Below are 21583 nucleotides of genomic sequence, written 5' to 3'. Positions count from 1 at the left end.
GGCGGCTTTCCCGCATAATTCCTTCCTGACTTCGTGGAAGCTGCCGTGGACGATCGCCAATTGCTGGCCAAACTCGCTGCCGGTCGCCTGTCCGGCGACGCCCTGGCCCGTGAGCTGGGCCAGACCCGGGCGGCCATTTGGAAGCGTATTCAAGGACTTAGGGCTGCCGGTGTGGGCGTGGAAGGCCGTGCTGGCGAGGGCTATGGCCTGACCCGCCCGGTCGACCTGCTGGACCCGGATGCGATCCGCGCCGGCCTGCCTACTGCGGTTCTGCCGCTGCTGCACGACCTGCAGGTGGCCTGGACGGTGGACTCCACCAACGCCGAATTGCTGCGTTGCAGCGCGCCCCAGCGCGGGGTGAGCGTCCTGCTGGCCGAGCGCCAGACCGGTGGCCGTGGCCGCCGTGGCCGTACCTGGGCCTCGCCGCTGGCCGCGCATATCTACCTGTCGGTGCTGCGCCTGTACTCCGGTGGCCTCGGCCGCCTGGCCGGGCTGAGCTTGGTGGCCGGCATCGCCGTGGCCGAGGCGCTGCATGACCTCGGTTTCACCCAGGCGCAGCTGAAATGGCCGAACGACCTGATCGTCGATGGCAAGCGCAAGCTGGTCGGGCTGCTCGCCGAAGGCGGTGGCGAATACGCCGGCCCGGCGCGCGCGGTGATCGGCATCGGCATCAACACGCACATGCCGCCCGCGTTCGCCGAACAGATCACCCAGCCGTGGGTGGACCTGGACACACTGGCCGGCAAGCCGGTGGACCGCAACGTGGTGGTTGCGGCCGTGCTGACACGCCTGCTGCCGGCGCTGGAGGAATTCGATCGCGAAGGCCTCGCGCCGTTCCTGCCGCGCTACGCCGCCTTCGACATGCTGGCCGGCCGCGAAGTACGCGTGGAGCTGGAAGGGCAGTGGCAACACGGCACCGCACTGGGCTTGGCCGATGATGGCGCGCTGCGCGTGCGCATCGATGGCCAGGAACGCCTGCTGCACGCCGGCGAAGTCAGCGTGAGGGCGGCATGAGCGATTGGTTGTTCGACCTCGGCAACTCGCGCTTCAAGTTCGCGCCGTTGCAGGGTGACCGTGCCGGCGAAGTGCAGGCCTGGGCGCATGGCGCCGAAGGCATGGCCGGGCAGCCACCGCACAGCCTGCCCAGCGGCACCACCGCGTTCGTGGCCAGCGTGGCCGCACCGTCGCTGACCAGCGCCATGCTGGACCAGCTGCAGCGCCGCTTCGAACACGTGCACGTGGTGCGCACCAGCGCCGAATGTGCCGGCGTGCGCATCGCCTACGCCAAGCCGGAAAAGTTCGGTGTTGATCGTTTCCTGGCCCTGCTGGCGGCCGCCAAGGCGCAGCGCCCGGTGCTGGTGGTTGGCGTGGGTACTGCGTTGACGATTGACCTGCTCGACGCCGAGGGCCAGCACCATGGCGGCCGTATCTCCGCATCGCCCACCACCATGCGCGAAGCACTGCACGCGCGTGCGGTGCAGCTGCCGGCCACCGGTGGCGACTACAGCGAATTCGCCAACGACACCGCCGACGCGCTTGCCTCCGGCTGCGATGGCGCGGCCGTGGCGCTGATCGAACGCAGCGCACAGCAGGCGCACGCACTGCTGGGCGTGGCACCGTCGCTGCTGGTGCACGGGGGTGGCGCACCGGCGTTGATGCCGCTGCTGCCCGGCGCCGACTACCACCCGTCGCTGGTGCTGGATGGCCTCGCCCGCTGGGCGGTGCACCAGCCCGCAGGCTAGTATCCGCGCATGCTGACCCGTGCCCTGATCGTCGTACTGGCCATCCTCAATCTTGGCGTCGCCTGCTGGTGGCTGCTGCGCGATGCGCCGCAAGCGCCTGCGCCGCCGCCGCAACCGGCCGGCGTGGCCGAACTGCGTTGGGTGCCGGATGGGGCTGATGCGACGGCCGCTGCCGAAGCCACCGCTGCCGCACCAACCGCACCGCTGATGGAGCGCGAACCGGCCGAGAAGACCGCCGTGGCAGCGACGCCTGCGCCTGCGGTGCCGGCCAAGCCCGAGGTGGCCAAGCCACAGGTGGCCGAGGCGGCGCCTGCACCTGCACCCGTGGCCGTTGCTGCAGCCGTCAAACCCGCGCCCGCACCGGTTGCGGAGAAGCCCGCGACGCCGCCAGCCGCCCCCGAGCCGCCGCGCTGTGTCGCACTGGGCCCATTTGCCGACCGCGCCGCCGCGACCGCCGCACAGGGCAAGGCCGGCAATGCCATCAGCCAGGTGCGCCTGCGCGAACAGCCCGCCGCCAGCGGCAGTGCCCGCTACCGCGTGCTGCTGCCGGCCGCCGCCAACCGGGAAGAAGCGCAGGCCACGGTCAAGCGCATCGTCGCGGCCGGCCTGAGCGACTACTACATCATCAGCCAGGGCGAGGACATCAACGCCGTGGCACTGGGCCAGTACCGCAACCGCGAGGGCGCCGAGCGCCGCGTGGCGGCGGTGCAGGCCGCCGGCTTCCAGCCGCGGCTGGTGGCCAGCGGCGACGCCGGCCAGTGGTGGTTGGAAGGCCAGCTGGCGGCGGGCACGCAGCCGGCCCAGGCCCAGCAGCGCAGCGGCGCGGCCCAGAGCCGGTCGCTGGAATGCACGCGGTTGCGCTAGAATCCCCCGGACCGCGGCGCTGCCGTCGGTGATCCAACCTTGCCGCTTTAGCTCAGTTGGTAGAGCAACTGTCTTGTAAACAGTAGGTCATCCGTTCGATTCGGATAAGCGGCACCATTCAACTCATTGAAGTTGAATGGTTTGCGGGCGAATTGATGCCGCCCAGAAGCGGATTTCCCGGTAAAAATACCGGTAAAAATAATTCAACAGTTCATGTCCCACGAAACGCCGAACGCTAACTGCGGCAAGGCTTTTGGCGCCTGCCGTGACTGGAAGGCGAACTGTTTGTCACCCGCACCTAGTGGGCAGCGCTATCCCCGGATGCGTACCCGATCTCAGTCTGCGATTGGTATCGGACTGGAGCGGGCTCGCGCCTCTCCCTCCAGAGGCCTTTCCAATCCGCTATCTGATTCCCCACACGGCCAAACGTGGGCCTCATCACGCCTTCCAGACTCTGCTGCCTACAGGTACGTCGGCCTTCTTGAGCGCGGGGAGACAGACGATCAGTTTGTAGCCGCCAGGTCGAAAGTGGTCCAGACGAAGTTCCGCCTCAGCAAGCAAACGGGTGCCGTCCGGACGCTCCACGATGACGGCAAGAGCGGGGGGATGCTCGCCAGGTGGCAGCGGCACATCGGGAGCCAGAACCAGCCCCCGCCCGTCGAGCGCGAAGCGATCCTCGACACACAATAGAAGTTCCATCAGTTTCCCATCCGAGTCGCCCGCTTGGCGCATACGTGAGTCTCAATCCATGTGTGCCTTGGTACCACTCTATCGAGTCGGCTTCCTAGGTCCGCGGCTTTGTGAGCGCGCGCTCGACCAAAGGCAGTACATTCTTCTCGATAAAACTGTGAGCATCTTGCTCGGTGTCAAAATCCTCGACATGAGAATCCTCATTCCATAGAGCCGATCGCCAAGAGAACTCTGGATCGCGGAGGCTCTCGTGAAGCTCCCGCCCTAATGCTTCTCTGTATGCCTGGGTCTGCTCAAGCTGTTCCTGAAACAATTCAATCATCCCAGGCCAGTCGCCAATCTCAGTTGAGTAAAATGCCTCGAGGGCAGAAACAGCTATGTTGTATGGCCTCATACAGGATTTCCTAAGCAAGGGAGACTATGCCACGCAACGCATGCGGGACCCGCACCGGCTATAGGCTGCGACTGTTATCGACCGAAACGGCCAAGCGGTGCTGCTCCTTGAGCCAGAGTACGACCGTTCCTACCTCATTGGCGCTTCCAATTCGCGGTTGTTCCAAGACGCCGTCGGGTCATTGGTGCGGTAAAACTAGCCCGTCCGCCACGGTGTCGCAATGGTTTCACGGGAGGGCGTCGGTAAAAGAGGATTGCCTATGTTGTTGTTTTCATTGCTCAGTCGAAATAACTTGTAAACAGTAGGTCATCCGTTCGATTCGGATAAGCGGCACCATCAAGCAACTGTCGTTGTGCCCGCACAGCCGCGGCACGGTCGTTGGTCGAGCATTGCTCCCTGTCGCGTCTTCTTCCTTCTTTCGTTGCTGATCTGCCATTCGGCGCGTGATCCATGGCTGTGCATTTCCCAGAGCGCGTTCCGCTGGGTTGAGAATGTGTAGCCGGTAGGCTACAGTCCTCCATGAAGATCCAGCGTACCCGTCAGTTCGCGACATGGATTGACGCTCTCAAGGACGTAACCGGGCGCGCTCGCATCCTGGCCCGCATCGGTCGGCTCAGCGAAGGCCATCTGGGCGATCACCGCTATCTGGCCGATGGAGTTTCCGAACTGCGCATCGCTGTGGGACCGGGTTACCGCGTGTACTACACCCAGCGCGGCAGGCAGTGGGTGATTCTGCTGGCTGGCGGCGACAAGGGTTCACAGCAACGCGATATCGAGAAGGCCAAAGAGATTGCGCGTGCCCTGTAAGCGTCGAACGGGCTGCAGGTGAAACGACTCACTACCGAAGTACTGGAGCTGTCCCATCATGGCCATCAAGAAGAAAGTCGAACTCAAAGCATTTGACGTGGCCGAGCACCTTCGTACACCGGAGGAGATGGCGGCCTATCTCGATGCCTGCATCGAAGAAAGCGATGGCGATTCTGCGTTCATTGCCAAGGCGCTCGGTGACATCGCGCGCGCTCAGGGCATGAGCAAGGTTGCGCGTGCGGCGGGCCTGTCGCGGGAGAGCCTGTATCGCGCACTGTCGGGCGAGCGCAGCCCTGATTTCGCGACCATCCTCAAAGTGACCCGTGCCTTGGGTGTACGCCTGCATGCCAGCGCAGCATAGGCACACGCGCCGATCTTGATGCGTCGGCACGACGCCGCTGGCGAAGGCGGTGGAACGAACATGAAAAAACCGCCTTTCGGCGGCTTCTTCGTCCCAAGCCGGTGAGTCAGCTCAATGCATGACGTGGGCAGATCCTTCGATCAACGCCGCTGACACTGCCAACGCAGCCTCAGCTACGTACCTGCAACGCCACGTACTCCGCCAACCCCCGGCACGCCAGCATCAGCCCCTCGCGCGTGCCATCGCCGATATCGTCTTTCTCTTCCCCATCCACGCGAACGCGCTCGGCGGCGTGGTACAGCTCCAGCACCGACACCAGACCGGCGGCGGCGCGATCCCTGCGCGCGGCGTCCACCGCTTGGCCGGGCGTGCTGGCCGGCCCCTGCCACGGCTGTCCGTCGGCGGCATCGCCGGCCTGGATCTGCCGCAGGCACACGGGAAGGTTGATGGGCGTGGGCGCATCGTTCGCAGCGGCGAAGGCGGCTTCCAGGGGCTGCGCCAGCTCGAGCGGCAGATGCTGGGCGGCGTCGCCCAGCGTGGCGGTCAGGTACGGATAGAGGGTCTTGGACATGCGGGCATCCTCGGCAGGAACAGAGGTGCCACCCGAAGAGGGTGGCAGGCGATGCGTGGCTTCCAAGACCGGTAATCGACGAGCCGGTGGGCACGGGGCCCCCACGCACCGCCCGCCGTCGATCGGCGAACGGATTGCCAGCCGACGCCGCTCTTGGGAAGACGGCGCCGGCTGGCAAGCGTATACAGCTTCGATTAAACGGGCTTGGAAGTCCCGGCCACCTTTGCAGGGGGCGATTCATCATGCACACGGCAAATCACCGCCTACCAGTCGTTTGTTCCGATGGCATCGGGTGATCTGAAAGGAAAAATGAATTATCGCGATTGGCTTGTTTCAGCCGCTGCAATGCCGAAAACGACATATCGCGCAGCGCAGTCATTCGCTGGAGTTTGACCGCAATCAGCACTGTTTCGAGGCCTTGAAACGCCCGCGAAGTAAAGCTGGCTTAACAGCGCGGGCAAGGCGCCATAACCACCATACCAAATGCGAACGCCAAAACCCGCCGCGCGGCGCATCATTCTCCTCACGCCCCGCGCCGGGCACCCGGCCGCATACTGCGGGCACACACCCTTTGGGAACTGCATATGCGCCGCCACGCTCTGCCGCTCACCGCCGCACTGTTGTCCACCGCCTTCGCAGCCCCGGCCATGGCCGCCGTGCCGTTCTTCAACGCCAGTTGCCCGGGCGGCATCGATGTGCACGCCGATGAGGGCGGGCCGGTCTACGTGCAGGGCCGCGAGGCGACGCTGAAGCGCTTCAACGACCGCTATTTCGAAGCCCGCGACGCCAAAAGCGACATCACCCTGTCAATCAGCAGCAACGATGACGGCACGCCGCAGGTCAGCTACACCGGCCGAGGCGGTGCCAATGGCATCTGCCAGGTCAGCACCACAGGCACGCCCGCGTCCGCCGCAGACGGCGCAGGTCCTCGCGACGCTGCCGCCGGGGATGCCGCGCTGCCGCGCGAAGTCACCTGCGAATCCACCGGCCAGCAACAGGTGTCATGCGACTTGAACACCCGCGGCAACGTGGAAATCGTGCGCCAGCTCAGCCGCACCCGCTGCGAGGAAGGCAAGAATTGGGGCTTGGCGCGGCATTCGGTGTGGGTCAATGGTGGGTGCCGCGCGGTGTTCCGCAATGTGTCCTCGGTGGCTACCCTCGCGCCGGCGGGCGATACCGCACTGGGCGCCTGCAATGCACGCAAGGGCGCGCAGGGTGCGCTGGTGACCCAGATGCCGGTAGGCAGTGACTACCAGGAACTGATCATCGATTACCCCGATGGCCGCTTCCTGTGCATGATGCGCAACAACGGCCAGGTGCAGAGCGTGACGCCGGTTCGCCGACGCGGCAGTTGAATCCGCGGGTTCGGGGCCATGCTGTCAGCCGCCGCTCTTCCGCAGCAGCACCCACGCCAGCATCAGGGCGAACATGCCGACGACGGTCAGGCCGAACCACAGCGCGGCCACCTTCACGTTGCCGATCAACGCCGCCAGCATGCGGTGCAGTTCGCTTTTCAGGATCGGGTATTCAGCGTGCGCCTTGCGCAGGCGCTGCCAACCCAACCCGAGGAACAGCAGAAGCGAGAAGGGCGTCAGCAGCAGCGTCGCCTGCATCAGCCAGCCGTTCGGCGATGCATCGATGGAGTTGCTCAACAGAACCGCAAAAATGGCGATGGGCAGCGCCACCATGAAAAAGCGGGGCCAGGCAGTGTTGATGAAGGGCGACATCGCAATCTTCCATGAAGCGGGGGCGGGTCCGCGCGCCATCATGCCATGCCAATTCACTGCTGCACCGCCGCGAGTGGTGTCACACAGCTCTGGCTAGACTGTGCTTCTTTTTCCCCCGCAGGAGGCACCCATGGCCCATCCCATCTCCGTATCCCTGATTGGCGTTCCCACCGACGTGGGTGCGGGCCATCGCGGTGCCCGGCTGGGGCCGGAAGCGCTGCGCGTGGCGGGCCTGCCGGAAGCGCTGGAGGCGCGCGGCGTGGACGTGCGCGACCTGGGCAACCTGGACGGCCCGCGCAACCCGTGGACCGCGCCGGTGGAAGGCTACCGCCACCTGGATGAGGTGGTGGCGTGGAACCACGCCTTGATGGAAGCCAGCTATGCCGAACTGCAGGCCGGCCGCATGCCGATCATGCTCGGCGGCGACCACTGCCTGGGCATCGGTTCGATCACCGCCGTGGCGCGCTGGTGCCGCGAGCAGGGCAAGACCCTGCGCGTGCTGTGGCTGGATGCGCATTCGGATTTCAACACCAGCGATGTCACCCCGTCGGGCAACATCCACGGCATGCCGGTGGCCTGCCTGTGCGGCCTCGGCCCGGATGCGCTGACCCAGCTGGGCGGCACGTCGCCCGCGATCACCCCGGCGCAGATGCACCAGATCGGCATCCGCTCGGTGGACCCGGAAGAGAAGCGCCTGATCAAGACCCACAAGGTCGATGTCTACGACATGCGCTACATCGACGAGAACGGCATGAAGCGCACCGTGGAAGCGGCGCTGGCTGGCATCGACGAGAACACCCACCTGCATGTCAGCTTCGATGTGGACTTCCTCGACCCGAGCATCGCGCCGGGCGTGGGCACCACCGTGCCGGGTGGGGTGAACTATCGCGAGGCGCAGTTGGTGATGGAGATGATCGCCGACACGGGGCGCATGGGCTCGCTGGACATCGTCGAGCTTAACCCCTTGTTGGACAAGCAGAATGCCACCGCCGAACTGGCCGTGGACCTGGTCGAAAGCCTGTTCGGCAAGTCCACGCTGATGCGCGATTGAGCCTTTGGCCTGAACGGATCTGTGATCCGTTCACACGCGCTCCACGCGTCTGCCGCCAGATTGCACTTCACGCGGCGGTAGTGGGCATTGGCCTTCTCCCGCCGAGCGAAAGAATCCCATCCGCGAATTGAGCGGTGTAGCGGCAAACCCAAGGAGAAGCCCATGAAGCGCGTAGTTGCCCTGATGCTGTTGTCGATGTTCTCGGTGGCCCTGCTGGCCGGTTGCAACACCATTGCCGGTGCCGGCAAGGACGTGCAGAAGGCGGGCGAGAAGGTCGAGGACACCGCGAAGGGCCGTTGAGCCCTGCGCGGAACGGAAAGAGAAAAAAGGCCGGGGTTTTCCCGGCCTTTTTTTGTGCGTGCATTTCTGCTGCAGGGCTGTGCAATCGTAGTGAACCATTCAAGCAGGTGAGCGTGCATTTCATTGTGGGTTGACCGGCATTCAACAGCCGCTGCGCGAAGCTGGAGCCACGGTAAGAACGCCGTTGCAACCAAGGACTCCCAGCAATGAACAAAGACATCATTTCCGGCAAGTGGTCGCAGCTGAAGGGCAAGGCCCAGGCCAAGTGGGGCGATCTGACCAACGACGATTTCGATGTGGCCGAGGGCAATGCCGAATACCTGGCGGGTCGCCTGCAGGAACGTTATGGCTGGGCCAAGGACCGCGCTGAGAAGGAAGTCCGTGAGTTCCAGGACAGCGTGAGCAAGGACTATCCGGACTACAAGTAAGCACCACGGTTTCCCCCACACGTTTCCCCCACAGCACGACGCCCGCACCGTGAGGTTGCGGGCGTTGTGTTGTCTGCGCTCACCGCGCCGGCGGGTCCGGCACGTAGCGGTTGGGGAAGGCCTGCGGTTCGCGCGGCAGGCGCGACGGCGTGTCCACCAGGATGCCGCGTGCACGCAGGTTGCGCGCGCTGTCGTAGCGCAGCTGCAGCACCTGCGCCGGGCTGCGGCTGGCGCGTTCGAAGTCGGTATCGCGCACCGACGACTGTTCGCGTGCGCCGTGGCCGGTGCCCAGTGCAGGCGCCTGCGACTTGCTGGCATAACCCTCGATGCGGCTGGCGCTGGCATCGGCGGCGGCTTCGGCCGCCGGGGCCGGTGCGGGCAGGCTGCGGCGCAGGATCGGCTCGGGGCGCCAGCGACGCGCTTCCTCGAACACGGCCACGCCCACCACGCCGATGTTGTCCGGGCGGCCGGTGCGGCTGGCATAACTGCCGCTGGGGCTGCTGAACACGAACTGCGCCACTTCATCCTGGCTCTTGCGCCAGCCGGTGATGTCGGCGCGCTGGCCGGGGTTGAGCACGTAGCCGGTCTGCGAGAGATCGGCATCTTCGCCGGAAATGGCGTTGATGCCGTCCACCGACAGCACCACCAGCACCCGGCGCGGACTGTCGTTGTACAGGCGCACGGCGTAGCGATGGCCACGCTCGCCGGCCACCCAGCGCTGGCCTTCGGCGGGGTAGCTGCGCAGTTCGGTGCCGCGGTCGCGGTCAACCAGGGCCATGCGTACCGGGCCGCCCTGGTAGGCCGGCGGCGGGGGCGGGGCCGGGCGGAAGCCGGCCAGGGGCAGGATCAGCAGCAGGGGCAGCAGGCGTTTCATCGGGCGTCTCCAGCGGGGTTGCGTGAATGAACGCGCCGCGGGCCCTGACGGGGTTGGTGGCGTGCAAGGTAAACTGGCCCCGTTCATCGAAGGTTACCCCACGCAGTCATGACGACCCGAGTCCTTACCGGCATCACCCCCTCCGGCACGCCCCACCTGGGCAACTACGTTGGCGCCATCCGTCCGGCAATCGCCGCCAGCCGCGCCCCGGGGATCGAGAGCTTCTTCTTCCTGGCCGACCTGCACAGCCTGATCAAGTCGCAGGACCCGCAGCGCACCCAGCGCGCGACCCTGGAGATCGCGGCCAGCTGGCTGGCCTGCGGCCTGGACCCGGAACACGTGTGGTTCTACCGCCAGAGCGACATCCGCGAGACCACCGAGCTGATGTGGTTCCTGACCGCCATCGCCAGCAAGGGCATCCTCAACCGCGCACACGCCTACAAGGCGGCGGTGGACAAGAACCGCGAGGAAGGCGTGGACGAGGATGCAGGCGTCAGCGCCGGCCTGTTCATGTACCCGGTGCTGATGGCCGCCGACATCCTGATCTTCAAGGCCAACCAGGTGCCGGTGGGCCGCGACCAGATCCAGCACATCGAAATGGCGCGCGACTTCGCCCAGCGCTTCAACCACGTGTACGGCAAGGAGTACTTCCCGCTGCCGGACGTGGTGATCGACGAGCAGGTGGCAACGCTGGCCGGCCTCGATGGCCGCAAGATGAGCAAGAGCTACCACAACACCATTCCGCTGTTCGTGCCGCGCGAGGAGCTGAAGAAGCTGGTGTTCTCGATCCTGACCGACTCGCGCGCACCGGGCGAGCCGAAGGACACCGAGGGCTCGGCGCTGTTCCAGATGTACCAGGCGTTTGCCACCCCGGAGCAGACCGCCGAATTCGCCAAGGCGTTCGCGGCCGGCATCAGCTGGGGCGATGCCAAGCAGCAGCTGTTCGAGCGCATCGACAGTGAGCTTTCGCCGCTGCGCGAGCGCTACAACGCGCTGATGGCCGAGCCGGAAAAGATCGAAGCGCTGCTCAAGCGTCGTGGCCAGCAGCTGCGCGAGCAGCTGGCAGCCCCGCTGCTGGACGAGCTGCGCCATGCGGTGGGCTTGCGCGATCTGTCCAGCGCCGGCGACATCGCCAGCGAAGATGCCGGCGTGGCCCGCGTGGCACCGCCGCTGTTCAAGCAGTACCGCGAGAAGGACGGCCGTTTCTACTTCAAGCTGACCGCCGGTGACGGCACGCTGCTGATCCAGAGCGAAGGCTTCGATTCGCCGCGCGATGCGGGCCAGCTGATCGCGGTGATCAAGCAGGCCGAGCAGGGCGACCAGCTGCAGAGCGAGCTGTTCAAGCTGGAAGCCGAGGTGGATGCGGTGCTGGCTGCCCTGGCCGTGCTGCGCGAAGAATAAGGGTAGTGCCGGCCGCTGGCCGGCAACTGCATAGGGCACGCCGGCCAGCGGCCGGCACTACCACGGCGTTTGCATAGGCAATGCCGGCCAGCGGCCGGCACTACCGTGGCACATCGCGCATGGCATGATGTCCGCGCGCCTCCGGCGCGATGACATGGAGTCTGCAATGGCCTGGTTGTCGCTGCTGCTGTTCCTGCCCTGGTTCCTGCTGCTGGGCAGCCTGTACTGGCTGTTCCCGCGCCAGCCGCGCACCCCGCGGCGGCGTCTGTTCGATGGCATCACCCTGCTGCTGGCCTTCGCGCTGAGCATCCTGTCGATGCTGTGGGGCTATCGCATTGGCATGGCACAGCCCGGCGCCGGCCCGATCTGGCCACAGGTGCTGGCGGTGTTGTACGCCTACGGTGCATTCCTCGCGGTGCTGGTAATGGCCCTGTTGCTGCGGCCGCGGTTCGCATTGCGCTGCGGCTGATCGGTAGTGCCGGCCGCTGGCCGGCAACTGCATTCACCAGGCTACCCCGAGGTTGCCGGCCAGCGGCCGGCACTACCCGACCAAAGCCGCATCGAACCCGGGCCGCCTGCGCGCCTACCATGGGACTCTGTTCCCGTTCCTGCCAGGTGCGTGCCGATGACCGCCGACCCCAGCATCCACACCATCGATACCGGCTTCCAGCGTCCGGATTTCGATGCGGCCTATCTGATCGTTGAAAACGGCCGCGCCGCGTTCGTCGACTGCGGCACCGGCCTGTCGGTGCCGTCGATGCTGCAGGCTCTGGCGGACGCCGGCCTGGGCGTGGAGGCGGTGGACTGGCTGCTGCTGACCCATGTGCATCTTGACCACGCCGGGGGCGCCGGCCTGCTGATGCAGCAGCTGCCGAACGCCAGGGCGGTCCTGCACCCGCGCGGTGCGCCACACATGATCGACCCGACCCGGCTGATTGCCGGTGCCACGGCGGTGTACGGTGCCGAGGAAATCGCGCGCAGCTACGGTCGCATCGAGGCGATTCCGGAGACCCGCGTGGTGGTGGCCGAAGACGGGCACCGCATCGATCTGGCCGGCCGCGAGCTGGTGCTGTTGCACACGCCGGGCCATGCGCTGCACCACTACTGCGTGTGGGACGCGCGCAGCCGCAGCTGGTTCACCGGCGATACGTTCGGCATCTCCTACCGCGAGTTGGACAGCGCGCAGGGCGCTTTCATCTTCCCCACCTCGTCGCCGGTGCAGTTCGATCCGGAGGCGATGAAGGCCTCGATCCGGCGCATGCTCGACTACGCGCCGCAGGCGATGTACCTGACCCACTATGGGCGCGTGCAGCAGGTGCAGAAGCTGGCCGACGATCTGTTCGAACAGATCGATGCGATGGCCACCATCGGCCGCCAGTGCGATGGCCGGCCCGACCGCCATCGCTGCCTGCTGGCCGCGCTGCAGGCGCTGTACCTGGAACGCGCGCAGCAGCATGGTTGCGCGCTGGATGAGGCTGCCGTGACTGCGGTGCTGGCGATGGACATCGAACTCAACGCACAGGGCCTGGCCTGCTGGCTGGACCGCGTCCGCAGGTAGATCCACGCCATGCGTGGATGAGGCGAGCCGACGCTGCACCGCGACGTCATGACCACGTTACACTCTGGTGACTTCCAAGCCTGCCGTGGTATTGCCGTGAATCCGATGCGCGTGTTGCTGCTGTCGTCCTGCCTGTTCGTGGGTGGCCTGGCCCAGGCGGCCAATGACCTGCCCGGCGGCGGCATCGATCCGCAGGCACTGTCGCGCCATGTGCGCGTGCTGGCATCGGATGAATTCGAGGGCCGCGCGCCGGCCACCGAAGGCGAAGAGCGCACGGTGCAGTACCTGATCGAGCAGTTCCGCAGTTACGGCCTGCAGCCGGGCGGCGTGGACGGCAGCTGGGTACAGCCGGTGCCGCTGGTGCGTGCGCAGCTGGACGGCGCTGCCAAGGCCAGCCTGTCGCTGAAGGGTGGCACGCGTGCACTGGTGAACGGCGAGGACGTGACCCTGCAGAGCCTGCAGCCGCGCAAGCGCGTGCAGATCAAGGATGCGCCGCTGGTGTTTGTCGGCTACGGCATCGACGCGCCGGAACGCCACTGGAACGACTACAAGGACGTGGACCTGCACGGCAAGATCGCCGTGGTGCTGATCAACGATGCCGATTTCGAGGCCGATGCGCCGGGCGCGTTCGATGGCAAGGCGGTGACCTACTACGGCCGCTGGACCTACAAGTTCGAGGAAGCCGCACGCCGTGGCGCCGAAGGCGTGCTGATCGTGCACGAGACCGCACCGGCCGCCTACGGCTGGGCCACGGTGAAGAGCTCGGGCACCTCGCCGCTGTTCGACATCGAGCGCGGCCAGGCCGAGGCGATGGCCCAGCACACGCCGCTGCGTGGCTGGATGCAGCGCGGGCTGGCCGAGGCGATCTTCGCTGACGCCGGTCTCGACTTCGATGCCGAGAAGCGCAAGGCGATGCGCGCCGACTTCCGCCCGGTGGCGCTGGACAACGCCAAGCTGAGCGTGGATCTCGCGCTCAAGCGCGAGCAGGTGGTGACCCGCAACGTGGTGGCCAAGCTGCCCGGCGGCGAGCACGGCGACGAGGCGGTGATCTTCTCGGCGCATTGGGATGCCTTCGGCATCGGCCAGCCCGACGCCAAGGGCGACCGCATCCGTCGTGGTGCGATCGACAACGCCACCGGCGTGGCCACCGTGCTGGAGCTGGGCCGCGTGTTCGCCGCCGGCCCGCAGCCGCAGCGCACGCTGTACTTCGTGGCGCTGACCGCCGAAGAGAAGGGCCTGCTGGGTGCCAGCTACTACGCCGCGCATCCGCTGGCGCCGCTGGACAAGACCGCCGCGGTGCTGAACATCGAGATGTTCAGCCCGGACGGCCCGACCCGCGACATCGCGTCGTGGGGCAAGGGCCGGGTGTCGCTGGAAGGCGACCTGGAACGCGTGGCCAAGGCCCGCGGCCGCAGCTACAGCCCGGACCCGAACCTGGAGGCGGGCTTCTTCTACCGCGCCGACCACTTCGCCTTCGCCCGCCTGGGCGTGCCGGCGATCACCATCGGCCCGGGCCTGGACAAGCTGGACGGTGGCGTGGAAGCCGGCCGCGCGCTGCGCGAGAAGTACTTCGCCGACTGCTACCACCAGGCCTGCGATGCCTGGACCCCGAGCTGGGACCCGAGCGGCCACGCCGCCGATACCCTGCTGGTCTACGACCTGGGCGCGGAGCTGGCCAACAGCCGCCGTTGGCCGACCTGGGAAAAGGAATCGGAGTTCCGCGGCGCGCGCGACAAGAGCGAAGCCGCCCGCCGCTGAGGTCGTGCCGGCCGCTGGCCGGCAACCTCATGAACCTTCGGAAAGACGGCGTGGTTGCCGGCCAGCGGCCGGCACTACCGTCGCTGGCGCAGCAGCTTCCATGCGCCCCAGCCACTGACGGCGAGCGCGGCCAGATAACACGCCACCATCGTACGCAGGCCAACCGGCGACCCGGCGTTGATGCCGCGATGCAGGCGCAGCTGCAGCGAGCTGTGGCCGCTGCCCAGGTCCACCGCCAGCTGCAGCGCCAGCGCGGCACAGAACACCAGCAGGGCAATCCCGAAGCCGATGCGCGGCCACGATGCCTGCGCGCCAGGGCGGTGCAGCAGCCAGGCCAGTGCCGTAGCGGCCGCCAGCGCCGCCGCGATCCACATCAGTGGCGACGCGGCAGACGCAGCGGCCACCGGCATTGCACCGGTGGCCGCGATGAAGGCAACGCGCTTACTTGCGGGTGCCGTCGAGCCAGTTCGGGCCCTTGTTGGTGAGGAAGAACACATAGACCACCAACGATACCGCGATCGTCGCGGTGACATAGATGGCGAACCAGTCGACGTGGCCGGTCTTCAGTGCGCCCTGGTACAGCAGCGGGGCGGTGCCGCCGAACAGCGAGTTGGCCAGTGCATAGCCCAGGCCCACGCCCAGTGCACGCACGTGGGTGGGGAACAGTTCGGCCTTCACCACCGCGTTGATCGAGGTGTAGCCGGTGAGGATGACGAACGCCATGGCCAGGGTCAGGAAGGCCAGGGTGGCGTCATGCTGGTGCGGCAGCTGGGTGATCAGGTACCAGCTGTACAGCACGCCGCCGACGCCGAAGAACACCAGCAGGGTCTTGCGGCCGATGATGTCTGACAGCCAGCCACCGACCGGCTGCAGCACCATCAGGAACGTCAGCACCCCCAGGTTGATCAGGGTGCCGGTCATCGGGTCGTTGCCGGCGAAGGCGCTCTGGATCATCTTCGGGCCGTTCACCGAGTAGGTGTAGAAGGCCACGGTGCCACCGGCGGTGATCAGGAAGCACAGCAGCAGCGGCCGCCACTGGTGCACGAACAGCTCGTACATCGAGCCGGACTTCTGTGCCTTGCCTTCGCGCGCGGCCTCGATGGACGACTCCGACAGCGACTCGTCCATGCCCCGGCGCAGCCAGAACACCACCACCGCGGCGATACCGCCGATGCCGAAGGCGATGCGCCAGCCCCACTCGGAGATTTCCGGCTTGCCCCAGAAGGTCAGCATCAGCAGCAGGGTCAGCTGGGCCAGCACATGGCCACCGACCAGGGTGACGTAGTGGAACGAGGACAGGAAGCCGCGGCGGCCGGGAATCGCGGCCTCGGACATGTAGGTGGCACTGGCACCGTACTCACCGCCGGTAGCGAAGCCCTGCAGCAGGCGCGCGAACAGCAGGATGACCGCCGCCCAGATGCCGATGCTGGCCGCCGTGGGCGTGATGGCGATGAGGAAGGAACAGACGGCCATCAGGGTGACCGAGACGGTCAACGCCAGGCGGCGGCCATGGCGGTCGGCGAAGCGGCCGAAGAACCAGGCGCCGATCGGGCGCATCAGGAAGGTCGCCGCGAAGATCGCCCAGACGTACATGGTGGAGTTCTTGTCGTCCGGCGAGAAGAACTGCGATTCGAAGTACACGGCGAACACCGAGTACACGTAGACGTCGTACCACTCCACCAGGTTGCCGGCGGAGCCTTTGAGGGTGTTGGAGATCGACCGCCGCAGGGCGGCGCGGTCGTTCGCGGGAACAGCAGGTTGGGACGTGGTGCTCATCTGGGTGGAAATCCTCGATGCGGCGCGTCCGTGCGCAGGGAAAACGGCGCCCGGCCTTGGGGCGGCGCGGCCGGGCAGCCCTCTTGGTACTGCATCGACCGTCAACACGGGGTAGCAGACCAGAGCAGGGTGCATGGATGGATGACAGCGTGCCACCGTACGGGCGCACGGACCATACTCAAAACGTCCTAGAATCCGCCTTCCCCCGGATTCCTGGTGCGTCATGTCGGCTCCCCCCTCTCCGTCTGCGGCTGCCCCCCGGGGTGGCCTTGTCGCGCTGGCACTGCTGCTGGTCTATGTGGTCTGGGGCTCGACCTACCTGGGCATCGCCAAGGCCCTGCACGGCGGCGCGTTGCCGCTGACGATGGTCTCCGGCAGCCGCTTCATCATTGCCGGCGGGGTGATGTACCTGGCGCTGCGCCTGTTCTGGAAGCTGCCCAACCCGACCCTGCGGCAGTGGCGCAACCTGGTCATCATGGGCGTGACCATGCTGGTGCTGGGCAACGGCATGGTGGTGCTGGCCGAGCGCGAGGTGTCCTCGGGCCTGGCCGCCACGGCCGTGGCCTCGGTGCCGCTGTGGATGGCGCTGTTCTCGGCGCTGCGCGGCCAGCACGCCAGCCGCGGCGAGTGGCTGGGTATCGCCATCGGCTTCCTGGGCGTGGTCTGGCTCAATGCCGGCAGCAGCCTGACCGCATCGCCAACCGGGCTGGTGCTGCTGCTGATCGCACCGGTCGGCTGGGCGTTCGGTTCGGTGTGGGCGCGCGGCCTGGACCTGCCGGGCCCGTTCATGACCGCGGCCGGGCAGATGATCTGCGGTGGTGTGCTGCTGGTGCTGATCGGCCTGGCGGTGGGCGAGCGCCCGACCACGCTGCCCGACACCAGCGGCCTGCTGGCGATGGCTTACCTGTGCGTGTTCGGTTCCATCGTTGCGTTCACCGCCTACGTATGGCTGCTGCAGAACGTGCGCCCGGCGCTGGCCGGCAGCTACGCGTACGTCAATCCGGTGATCGCGGTGCTGCTGGGCGCGCTGCTCAACGGTGAACGGTTCGGCTGGCGTGACCTGCTGGCCATGGCGGTGATTCTTCTGGGCGTGGTGGTGTTGACGATGGCAAGGACGCGAAAGCAATGAGCATGGACGAGAAAGAACAACGCCGGGGCCTGCTGGTCACCGCGTCCACCTTCGTGATCTGGGGGCTGGTGCCGGTGTACTGGCACCTGCTCAATGAAGTGCCGTCGTTCCAGATCATTGCCCACCGCATCATCTGGAGCACGGTGATGGTGCTGGGCTGGCTGCTGATCAGCTCGCGCCTGGGCTGGTGGAAGAAGATTGCGGCGCAGCCACGCGCGCTGCCGATCCTGCTGGTATCGAGCCTGACCATTGCCTTCAACTGGGGCCTGTACATCTGGGCGGTCAATGCCGGGCATGTGATCGAGACCAGCCTGGGCTACTTCATCAATCCGCTGGTGAACGTGCTGCTGGGCGTGCTGGTGCTGAAGGAACGCCTGCGCCGCCTGCAGTGGGTGGCGGTGGCGATGGCAGCAGTGGGCGTGGCCTGGCTGACCATCGATGCCGGCACGCCGCCGTGGATCGCGCTGGGCCTGGCCTGTTCGTTCGGCCTGTACGGGCTGCTGCGCAAGCTGGTCTCGGTCGATCCGGTGGCCGGCCTGGGCGTGGAGAGCCTGTACCTGTTCCTGCCGGCGCTGGCGTTCGCGATCTGGGCCGAGAACGGCCACGGCGGTGCCTTCTTCCATGGCTGGGGCTGGCGCAACGACCTGCTGCTGATCTTCGGCGGCGCGGTCACTGCGGTACCGCTGATCGGCTTTGCCTACGGCGTGAAGCGCATCCCGCTGTCACTGGTCGGCATCCTGCAGTACATCGCGCCGAGCCTGCAGCTGCTGCTGGGCGTGTTCTTCTTCCACGAAGGATTCGATACCGGCAAGGCGATCGGCTTTGCGGCGATCTGGGCCGGCCTGGTGCTGTTTGTCGGTGACAACATCCGCACGATGCGCGCTGCGAAACGATAACGCCGGGCCAGGCCCGGCGAACACGATGCAGGAAAAAAGAACGGCGCCCCGAAGGGCGCCGTTCTGCTTCCATCCACCGCCAGGAGAGAGAGATGGCGGTGGCGGGAACGCGGTTGCAGGCTTAGAAGCGCTGCTGGTACTTCATGTACATGAAGCGGCCGATGTCGAAGCCACCGTAGTAGGTGAAGCTGCTGTTCGGCTGGCTGTACATGGTCGGACCCTGGTGGTTGAACACGTTGTTCACGCCCAGCGACACGGTGCCATCCCACGGCAGGCTGTAACGCACCTGCAGGTCGTGGAAGGTGTTGGAGCCCACCTTGTTGGTCGGCGAGGTGCTGGTGTACGGCGAGTTGAAGTCCGGCAGGTTGCACTCGTCCATGTACGAGCACTTCTCCTTCATGCTGGAGTAGTAGCGTGCGGTCCAGCCGATGCCGAAGTCGCCGTACTGCCAATCCAGGTTGAAGGTGGAGCGCACGCGGAAGTCGCCGCCCCAGCCGGTACGCTGTTCCACCGGAGTGGTGACGGCGTTGTCGTTGCGCTGCTCCAGGTAGTCGGTGTAGGTGGTGTTCCAGTTGACGGCGAACTTGCCGAACGTGGTGTCCGGCAGGCGGTAGCGCAGGTTGATGTCATAGCCGGCGGTCTCGCGGAAACCGGCGTTGACCAGCGAGCGGTCCAGGCTGTTGACCTGGCCGTTGCTGCCGCGGGTGAAGCGGCCGCAGGCGGCGTCCGAACCCTGCACGTAGCACTGTTCCAACAGGTTGGTGGCCGACTCGCCGACGATGGCGTTGTTGATGCGGATCTTCCACCAGTCCAGGCTGACGTCCAGGCCTGGCACGAAGTCCGGGCTGTACACCAGGCCGACGGTCCAGGTCTTGGCGGTTTCCGGCTTCAGTTCCGGGTTGGAACCGGAGCTGAAATCGGTGGTGGCCTGCTGGCCGGGCTTGGTGGCCACGCTGCCATCGCTGTTGAGCTGGCGGAAGTTGGCCGGCACCTTCAGCGCCTGGCAGCGGGCGGCGACGGCGGCGCTGGTGGCGGCGGTACCGAAGGAGGTATCGCACGGATCGGTGAACGCGTCACGGCTGCTGACGGTGCCGCCGTACAGGTCGTCCACGGTGGGCGCACGGAAGCCGGTGCCGTAGGTGGCGCGCACCAGCAGGCTGTCGATCGGCTTCCACTTCAGCCCGAACTTGCTGTTGGTGGTCGAACCGAAGTTGTTGTAATCCGAGTAGCGACCAGCCACGTCCAGCGACAGTTCACGCGCGAACGGCAGGTCGGCCAGCAGCGGCACCTGCAGCTCCAGGTAGACCTCGTTGAGCGAGTAGTTGCCACGGGTCGGCTGGCCACTGGTACCGGCGATCTCACCCTTTTGTACCTTCGCATCCGGGGTATAGCTGGCTTCCTCGCTGCGGTGTTCGACGCCCAGCGCGGCCAGGATGTCGCCGGCCGGCAGGGTGAACAGCGAGCCGGAGATGTTGCCGCTGGCGACCTTGGTGGTGCTCTGCATCTTGTCGACGAAGCGGGTGAACAGGTAGTCCTGCACGTCCTGGTTGCTCAGCGAGCCCGGGCCGGTGTAGCCCATCGGCGCTGCCGGGTTCCACGGCACGCAGCCGGCGATCACCGCGCCCGGCGTACCGCAACGGGCCACATCGCCATCCATGAAGGACGGGCCGACGGCCAGGTTGACGTGCGGCTGGTACATGCTGCCGGTACCGATGCGCTCGCCTTCATTGCGGTTGTACATGTAGCTGACGTTCCAGTCCCAGTACCGCGAACCGGTTTCGAAGCTGCCTTCCAGGCCGATGCTGGCGCGCTTGGTTTCCAGGTTGTTCTCGGTGCCGCGCGGCAGTTCCTCGGTGCGGTGTGCGAACAGCACATCCTGGCCCCACAGGTTGAATGCGCTGTCCTTGGACAGCGCGGCGCGGCTGCCGCTGCGTGCCTGCGCGGCGCTCACCGAGTACGGGTAACCGGCCAGGTGCTTGATCGACTCGCGCTTGCTGTACAGCGCGTCGGCGACGATGCGCAGGTCGTCGGTGATCGAGAAGCCGCCGTTGGCGAACACCGAGGTGCGCTCCAGGCCGGTCTGCAGGCTCATGTTCGACTTGGTGTTGGCACCGTCGGCCGGGTCCGGCGCGTGGAAGTTGCCCGCCTTGCTGGGGTCGCCGCCCGGGCCCACGGTCAGGTTCTTGCCACCCACGGTGACGTAGCCCCACGGCGTGTTGCCGTTCAGGCCATCATTGGGGTGGCGCGGGCCGTTCGGGTAACGGCTGAACTCGCGATCCTTGCCCAGCACCTCGTCTTCCTTGGTGCGCTCGGCGCCGACGCTGAACCAGCCGCGGTCGAAGGTCTTGCCGAAGGTGGCGCTGTAGGAGCGCTTCTGGCCGTCGCCTTCGCCGTACTGGCCGACGTAGGCACTGGCCTGGCCGCCATCGAAGTTCCTGCGGGTGATGATGTTGACCACGCCGGCGATGGCATCGGAGCCGTACAGTGCGGAGGCACCGTCGGTCAGCACTTCAACGCGCTCGACAATCGCCGACGGGATCGAGGCCAGGTCGGAATAACCGCCGGCACTGACGCCCATGCGGCGGCCGTCGATCAGCACCAGGCTGCGTTCCGGGCCCAGGTTGCGCAGGCTGACGTACATGCCGCCGAAGTCGCGCGAGGAGGTCAGCGACGAGGCGCGGCTCATGCTGGGCGCGCCCGCTGCAGGAATGTCCTGCAGGATGTCGGCGACGTTGACGTAGCCCTTCTTGTCGATCTCGGCGCGGCTGAGCGCGATCACCGGCTGTGCGGTTTCGACACTGGCCTGGCGGATGCGCGAGCCGGTGATTTCGATGCGGTCGAGGTTGGTGGTGGTATCGCCGGCGCTCTGCGCAAAGGCGGGGGTGGTGCAGCTGGCGGCCAGCGCGATCACGATCGCGTTGCGCAGCGGAGTGGTTTTCAGGGACATCCGTGACATCTCGTGTTTCAGGAAAAACAAGCGCCCGTTCTGTGGGCGCGTGGGGTGCTGCAAACCAACGTGGGGGGCCGGATTCTAGAGTGTTTCCATCGGTAACTGTTTGCCTCTGCGCTGCTGCATGCGTGCGAAGATGAATCGCAACCAACAATCCACAGATGCACTGTGCGCAACGTCACGTGCGCTGCGTTTGCAATGGGCAGAGGCATCGATAGCGGCACGAACCCGGCACGCTTGAGGGGTTGCGACAACACGCCGCAGCGCGCGCTTGTACGCAGGCGCGCATCCGTTGCGATGCATCAA

General features: G+C 66.4%; 23 protein-coding genes and 1 tRNA gene. 16 read left to right on the top strand and 8 right to left on the bottom strand.

Annotated elements, in window-relative coordinates; translation table 11 throughout:
* The first annotated feature begins 45 nt into the window (after nucleotides 1-45).
* The 4 genes from birA to SSKA14_RS00565 all read left to right on the top strand — a co-directional run bounded on the left by birA (nucleotide 46) and on the right by SSKA14_RS00565 (nucleotide 2723).
* Nucleotides 46-1014, top strand: a complete 969-nt coding sequence (birA, locus tag SSKA14_RS00580; protein ID WP_040006628.1) for a bifunctional biotin--[acetyl-CoA-carboxylase] ligase/biotin operon repressor BirA — start codon at nucleotides 46-48, stop codon at nucleotides 1012-1014.
* Complete coding sequence (locus tag SSKA14_RS00575; RefSeq protein WP_008267847.1) at nucleotides 1011-1742, top strand: type III pantothenate kinase; 732 nt, start codon at nucleotides 1011-1013, stop codon at nucleotides 1740-1742. The genes birA and SSKA14_RS00575 overlap by 4 nt, the downstream gene beginning before the upstream one ends.
* Nucleotides 1743-1751: 9 nt before the next feature.
* Nucleotides 1752-2606 (top strand): SPOR domain-containing protein, encoded by an 855-nt coding sequence (locus SSKA14_RS00570; RefSeq protein ID WP_008265944.1) that lies wholly within the window; start codon nucleotides 1752-1754, stop codon nucleotides 2604-2606.
* Nucleotides 2607-2647: 41 nt separating this feature from the next.
* Nucleotides 2648-2723 (top strand) — tRNA-Thr (locus SSKA14_RS00565).
* A 321-nt stretch (nucleotides 2724-3044) separates the two neighbouring features.
* On the opposite strand, the gene SSKA14_RS00560 is transcribed toward SSKA14_RS00565, so the two are convergent.
* Together SSKA14_RS00560 and SSKA14_RS00555 are read right to left on the bottom strand one after the other, a co-directional pair.
* Nucleotides 3045-3305: a hypothetical protein gene (locus tag SSKA14_RS00560; RefSeq protein ID WP_157635895.1), complete on the bottom strand. Its 261-nt coding sequence runs from the start codon at nucleotides 3303-3305 to the stop codon at nucleotides 3045-3047.
* 85 nt (nucleotides 3306-3390) lie between these two features.
* Nucleotides 3391-3690: a hypothetical protein gene (locus SSKA14_RS00555; RefSeq protein ID WP_040006624.1), complete on the bottom strand. Its 300-nt coding sequence runs from the start codon at nucleotides 3688-3690 to the stop codon at nucleotides 3391-3393.
* A 519-nt stretch (nucleotides 3691-4209) separates the two neighbouring features.
* On the opposite strand from SSKA14_RS00555, the gene SSKA14_RS00550 reads away from it, so the two are divergent.
* Together SSKA14_RS00550 and SSKA14_RS00545 are read left to right on the top strand one after the other, a co-directional pair.
* Nucleotides 4210-4497, top strand: a complete 288-nt coding sequence (locus tag SSKA14_RS00550) for a type II toxin-antitoxin system RelE/ParE family toxin (protein ID WP_008264822.1) — start codon at nucleotides 4210-4212, stop codon at nucleotides 4495-4497.
* 58 nt (nucleotides 4498-4555) lie between these two features.
* On the top strand, nucleotides 4556-4858 hold the full coding sequence (locus SSKA14_RS00545) for an addiction module antidote protein (RefSeq protein ID WP_004136950.1): 303 nt from the start codon (nucleotides 4556-4558) through the stop codon (nucleotides 4856-4858).
* A gap of 169 nt (nucleotides 4859-5027) precedes the next feature.
* Here SSKA14_RS00545 and SSKA14_RS00540 read toward each other — a convergent pair whose 3' ends face one another.
* Complete coding sequence (locus SSKA14_RS00540) at nucleotides 5028-5429, bottom strand: hypothetical protein (protein ID WP_008264783.1); 402 nt, start codon at nucleotides 5427-5429, stop codon at nucleotides 5028-5030.
* 584 nt (nucleotides 5430-6013) lie between these two features.
* Here SSKA14_RS00540 and SSKA14_RS00535 point away from each other — a divergent pair.
* Nucleotides 6014-6784, top strand: a complete 771-nt coding sequence (locus tag SSKA14_RS00535) for a DUF3011 domain-containing protein (protein WP_040006622.1) — start codon at nucleotides 6014-6016, stop codon at nucleotides 6782-6784.
* A 24-nt stretch (nucleotides 6785-6808) separates the two neighbouring features.
* Here SSKA14_RS00535 and SSKA14_RS00530 read toward each other — a convergent pair whose 3' ends face one another.
* Nucleotides 6809-7156, bottom strand: a complete 348-nt coding sequence (locus SSKA14_RS00530) for a hypothetical protein (protein ID WP_008266881.1) — start codon at nucleotides 7154-7156, stop codon at nucleotides 6809-6811.
* Nucleotides 7157-7286: 130 nt separating this feature from the next.
* Between SSKA14_RS00530 and rocF the strand changes: the two genes are divergently transcribed.
* From rocF to SSKA14_RS00515, 3 genes are all read left to right on the top strand, one after another.
* Nucleotides 7287-8207 (top strand): arginase, encoded by a 921-nt coding sequence (gene rocF, locus SSKA14_RS00525; RefSeq protein WP_008268266.1) that lies wholly within the window; start codon nucleotides 7287-7289, stop codon nucleotides 8205-8207.
* A 162-nt stretch (nucleotides 8208-8369) separates the two neighbouring features.
* The gene (locus SSKA14_RS00520) at nucleotides 8370-8507 is read left to right on the top strand and encodes an entericidin A/B family lipoprotein (protein WP_008266021.1); all 138 of its coding nucleotides are present in this window, start codon (nucleotides 8370-8372) and stop codon (nucleotides 8505-8507) included.
* Between the two features lie 206 nt (nucleotides 8508-8713).
* Entirely contained in the window at nucleotides 8714-8935 is a 222-nt protein-coding gene (locus SSKA14_RS00515; protein WP_004137109.1) for a CsbD family protein, read from the top strand.
* A gap of 79 nt (nucleotides 8936-9014) precedes the next feature.
* Here SSKA14_RS00515 and SSKA14_RS00510 read toward each other — a convergent pair whose 3' ends face one another.
* Nucleotides 9015-9809, bottom strand: coding sequence for a hypothetical protein (locus SSKA14_RS00510; RefSeq protein WP_008266389.1), 795 nt, complete (start codon nucleotides 9807-9809; stop codon nucleotides 9015-9017).
* A 108-nt stretch (nucleotides 9810-9917) separates the two neighbouring features.
* On the opposite strand from SSKA14_RS00510, the gene SSKA14_RS00505 reads away from it, so the two are divergent.
* From SSKA14_RS00505 to SSKA14_RS00490, 4 genes are all read left to right on the top strand, one after another.
* Nucleotides 9918-11210: a tryptophan--tRNA ligase gene (locus SSKA14_RS00505; RefSeq protein WP_008265040.1), complete on the top strand. Its 1293-nt coding sequence runs from the start codon at nucleotides 9918-9920 to the stop codon at nucleotides 11208-11210.
* 166 nt (nucleotides 11211-11376) lie between these two features.
* Nucleotides 11377-11679: a hypothetical protein gene (locus tag SSKA14_RS00500; protein ID WP_008268518.1), complete on the top strand. Its 303-nt coding sequence runs from the start codon at nucleotides 11377-11379 to the stop codon at nucleotides 11677-11679.
* Nucleotides 11680-11835: 156 nt separating this feature from the next.
* On the top strand, nucleotides 11836-12768 hold the full coding sequence (locus SSKA14_RS00495) for an MBL fold metallo-hydrolase (RefSeq protein WP_008266006.1): 933 nt from the start codon (nucleotides 11836-11838) through the stop codon (nucleotides 12766-12768).
* Between the two features lie 105 nt (nucleotides 12769-12873).
* Nucleotides 12874-14526 (top strand): M28 family metallopeptidase, encoded by a 1653-nt coding sequence (locus SSKA14_RS00490; protein ID WP_008267107.1) that lies wholly within the window; start codon nucleotides 12874-12876, stop codon nucleotides 14524-14526.
* A gap of 74 nt (nucleotides 14527-14600) precedes the next feature.
* On the opposite strand, the gene SSKA14_RS00485 is transcribed toward SSKA14_RS00490, so the two are convergent.
* Complete coding sequence (locus SSKA14_RS00485) at nucleotides 14601-14900, bottom strand: hypothetical protein (protein WP_040009194.1); 300 nt, start codon at nucleotides 14898-14900, stop codon at nucleotides 14601-14603.
* A 67-nt stretch (nucleotides 14901-14967) separates the two neighbouring features.
* A complete protein-coding gene (locus tag SSKA14_RS00480) occupies nucleotides 14968-16302 on the bottom strand; it encodes an MFS transporter (RefSeq protein WP_008265793.1) in 1335 nt (444 codons plus the stop codon).
* 223 nt (nucleotides 16303-16525) lie between these two features.
* On the opposite strand from SSKA14_RS00480, the gene yedA reads away from it, so the two are divergent.
* On the top strand, nucleotides 16526-17431 hold the full coding sequence (gene yedA / locus SSKA14_RS00475) for a drug/metabolite exporter YedA (protein WP_040006616.1): 906 nt from the start codon (nucleotides 16526-16528) through the stop codon (nucleotides 17429-17431).
* Complete coding sequence (gene rarD, locus SSKA14_RS00470; RefSeq protein ID WP_004153791.1) at nucleotides 17428-18327, top strand: EamA family transporter RarD; 900 nt, start codon at nucleotides 17428-17430, stop codon at nucleotides 18325-18327. The genes yedA and rarD overlap by 4 nt, the downstream gene beginning before the upstream one ends.
* A 121-nt stretch (nucleotides 18328-18448) precedes the next feature.
* On the opposite strand, the gene SSKA14_RS00465 is transcribed toward rarD, so the two are convergent.
* Entirely contained in the window at nucleotides 18449-21274 is a 2826-nt protein-coding gene (locus tag SSKA14_RS00465) for a TonB-dependent receptor (RefSeq protein WP_040006614.1), read from the bottom strand.
* Nucleotides 21275-21583: the final 309 nt, after the last annotated feature.

The sequence above is a fragment of the Stenotrophomonas sp. SKA14 genome (assembly GCF_000158575.1).
Classification (GTDB): Bacteria; Pseudomonadota; Gammaproteobacteria; order Xanthomonadales; family Xanthomonadaceae; genus Stenotrophomonas; species Stenotrophomonas forensis.
The sequence above is the reverse complement of the archived record's forward strand: the minus strand, read 5'-3'. Positions and strand labels throughout refer to the sequence as shown.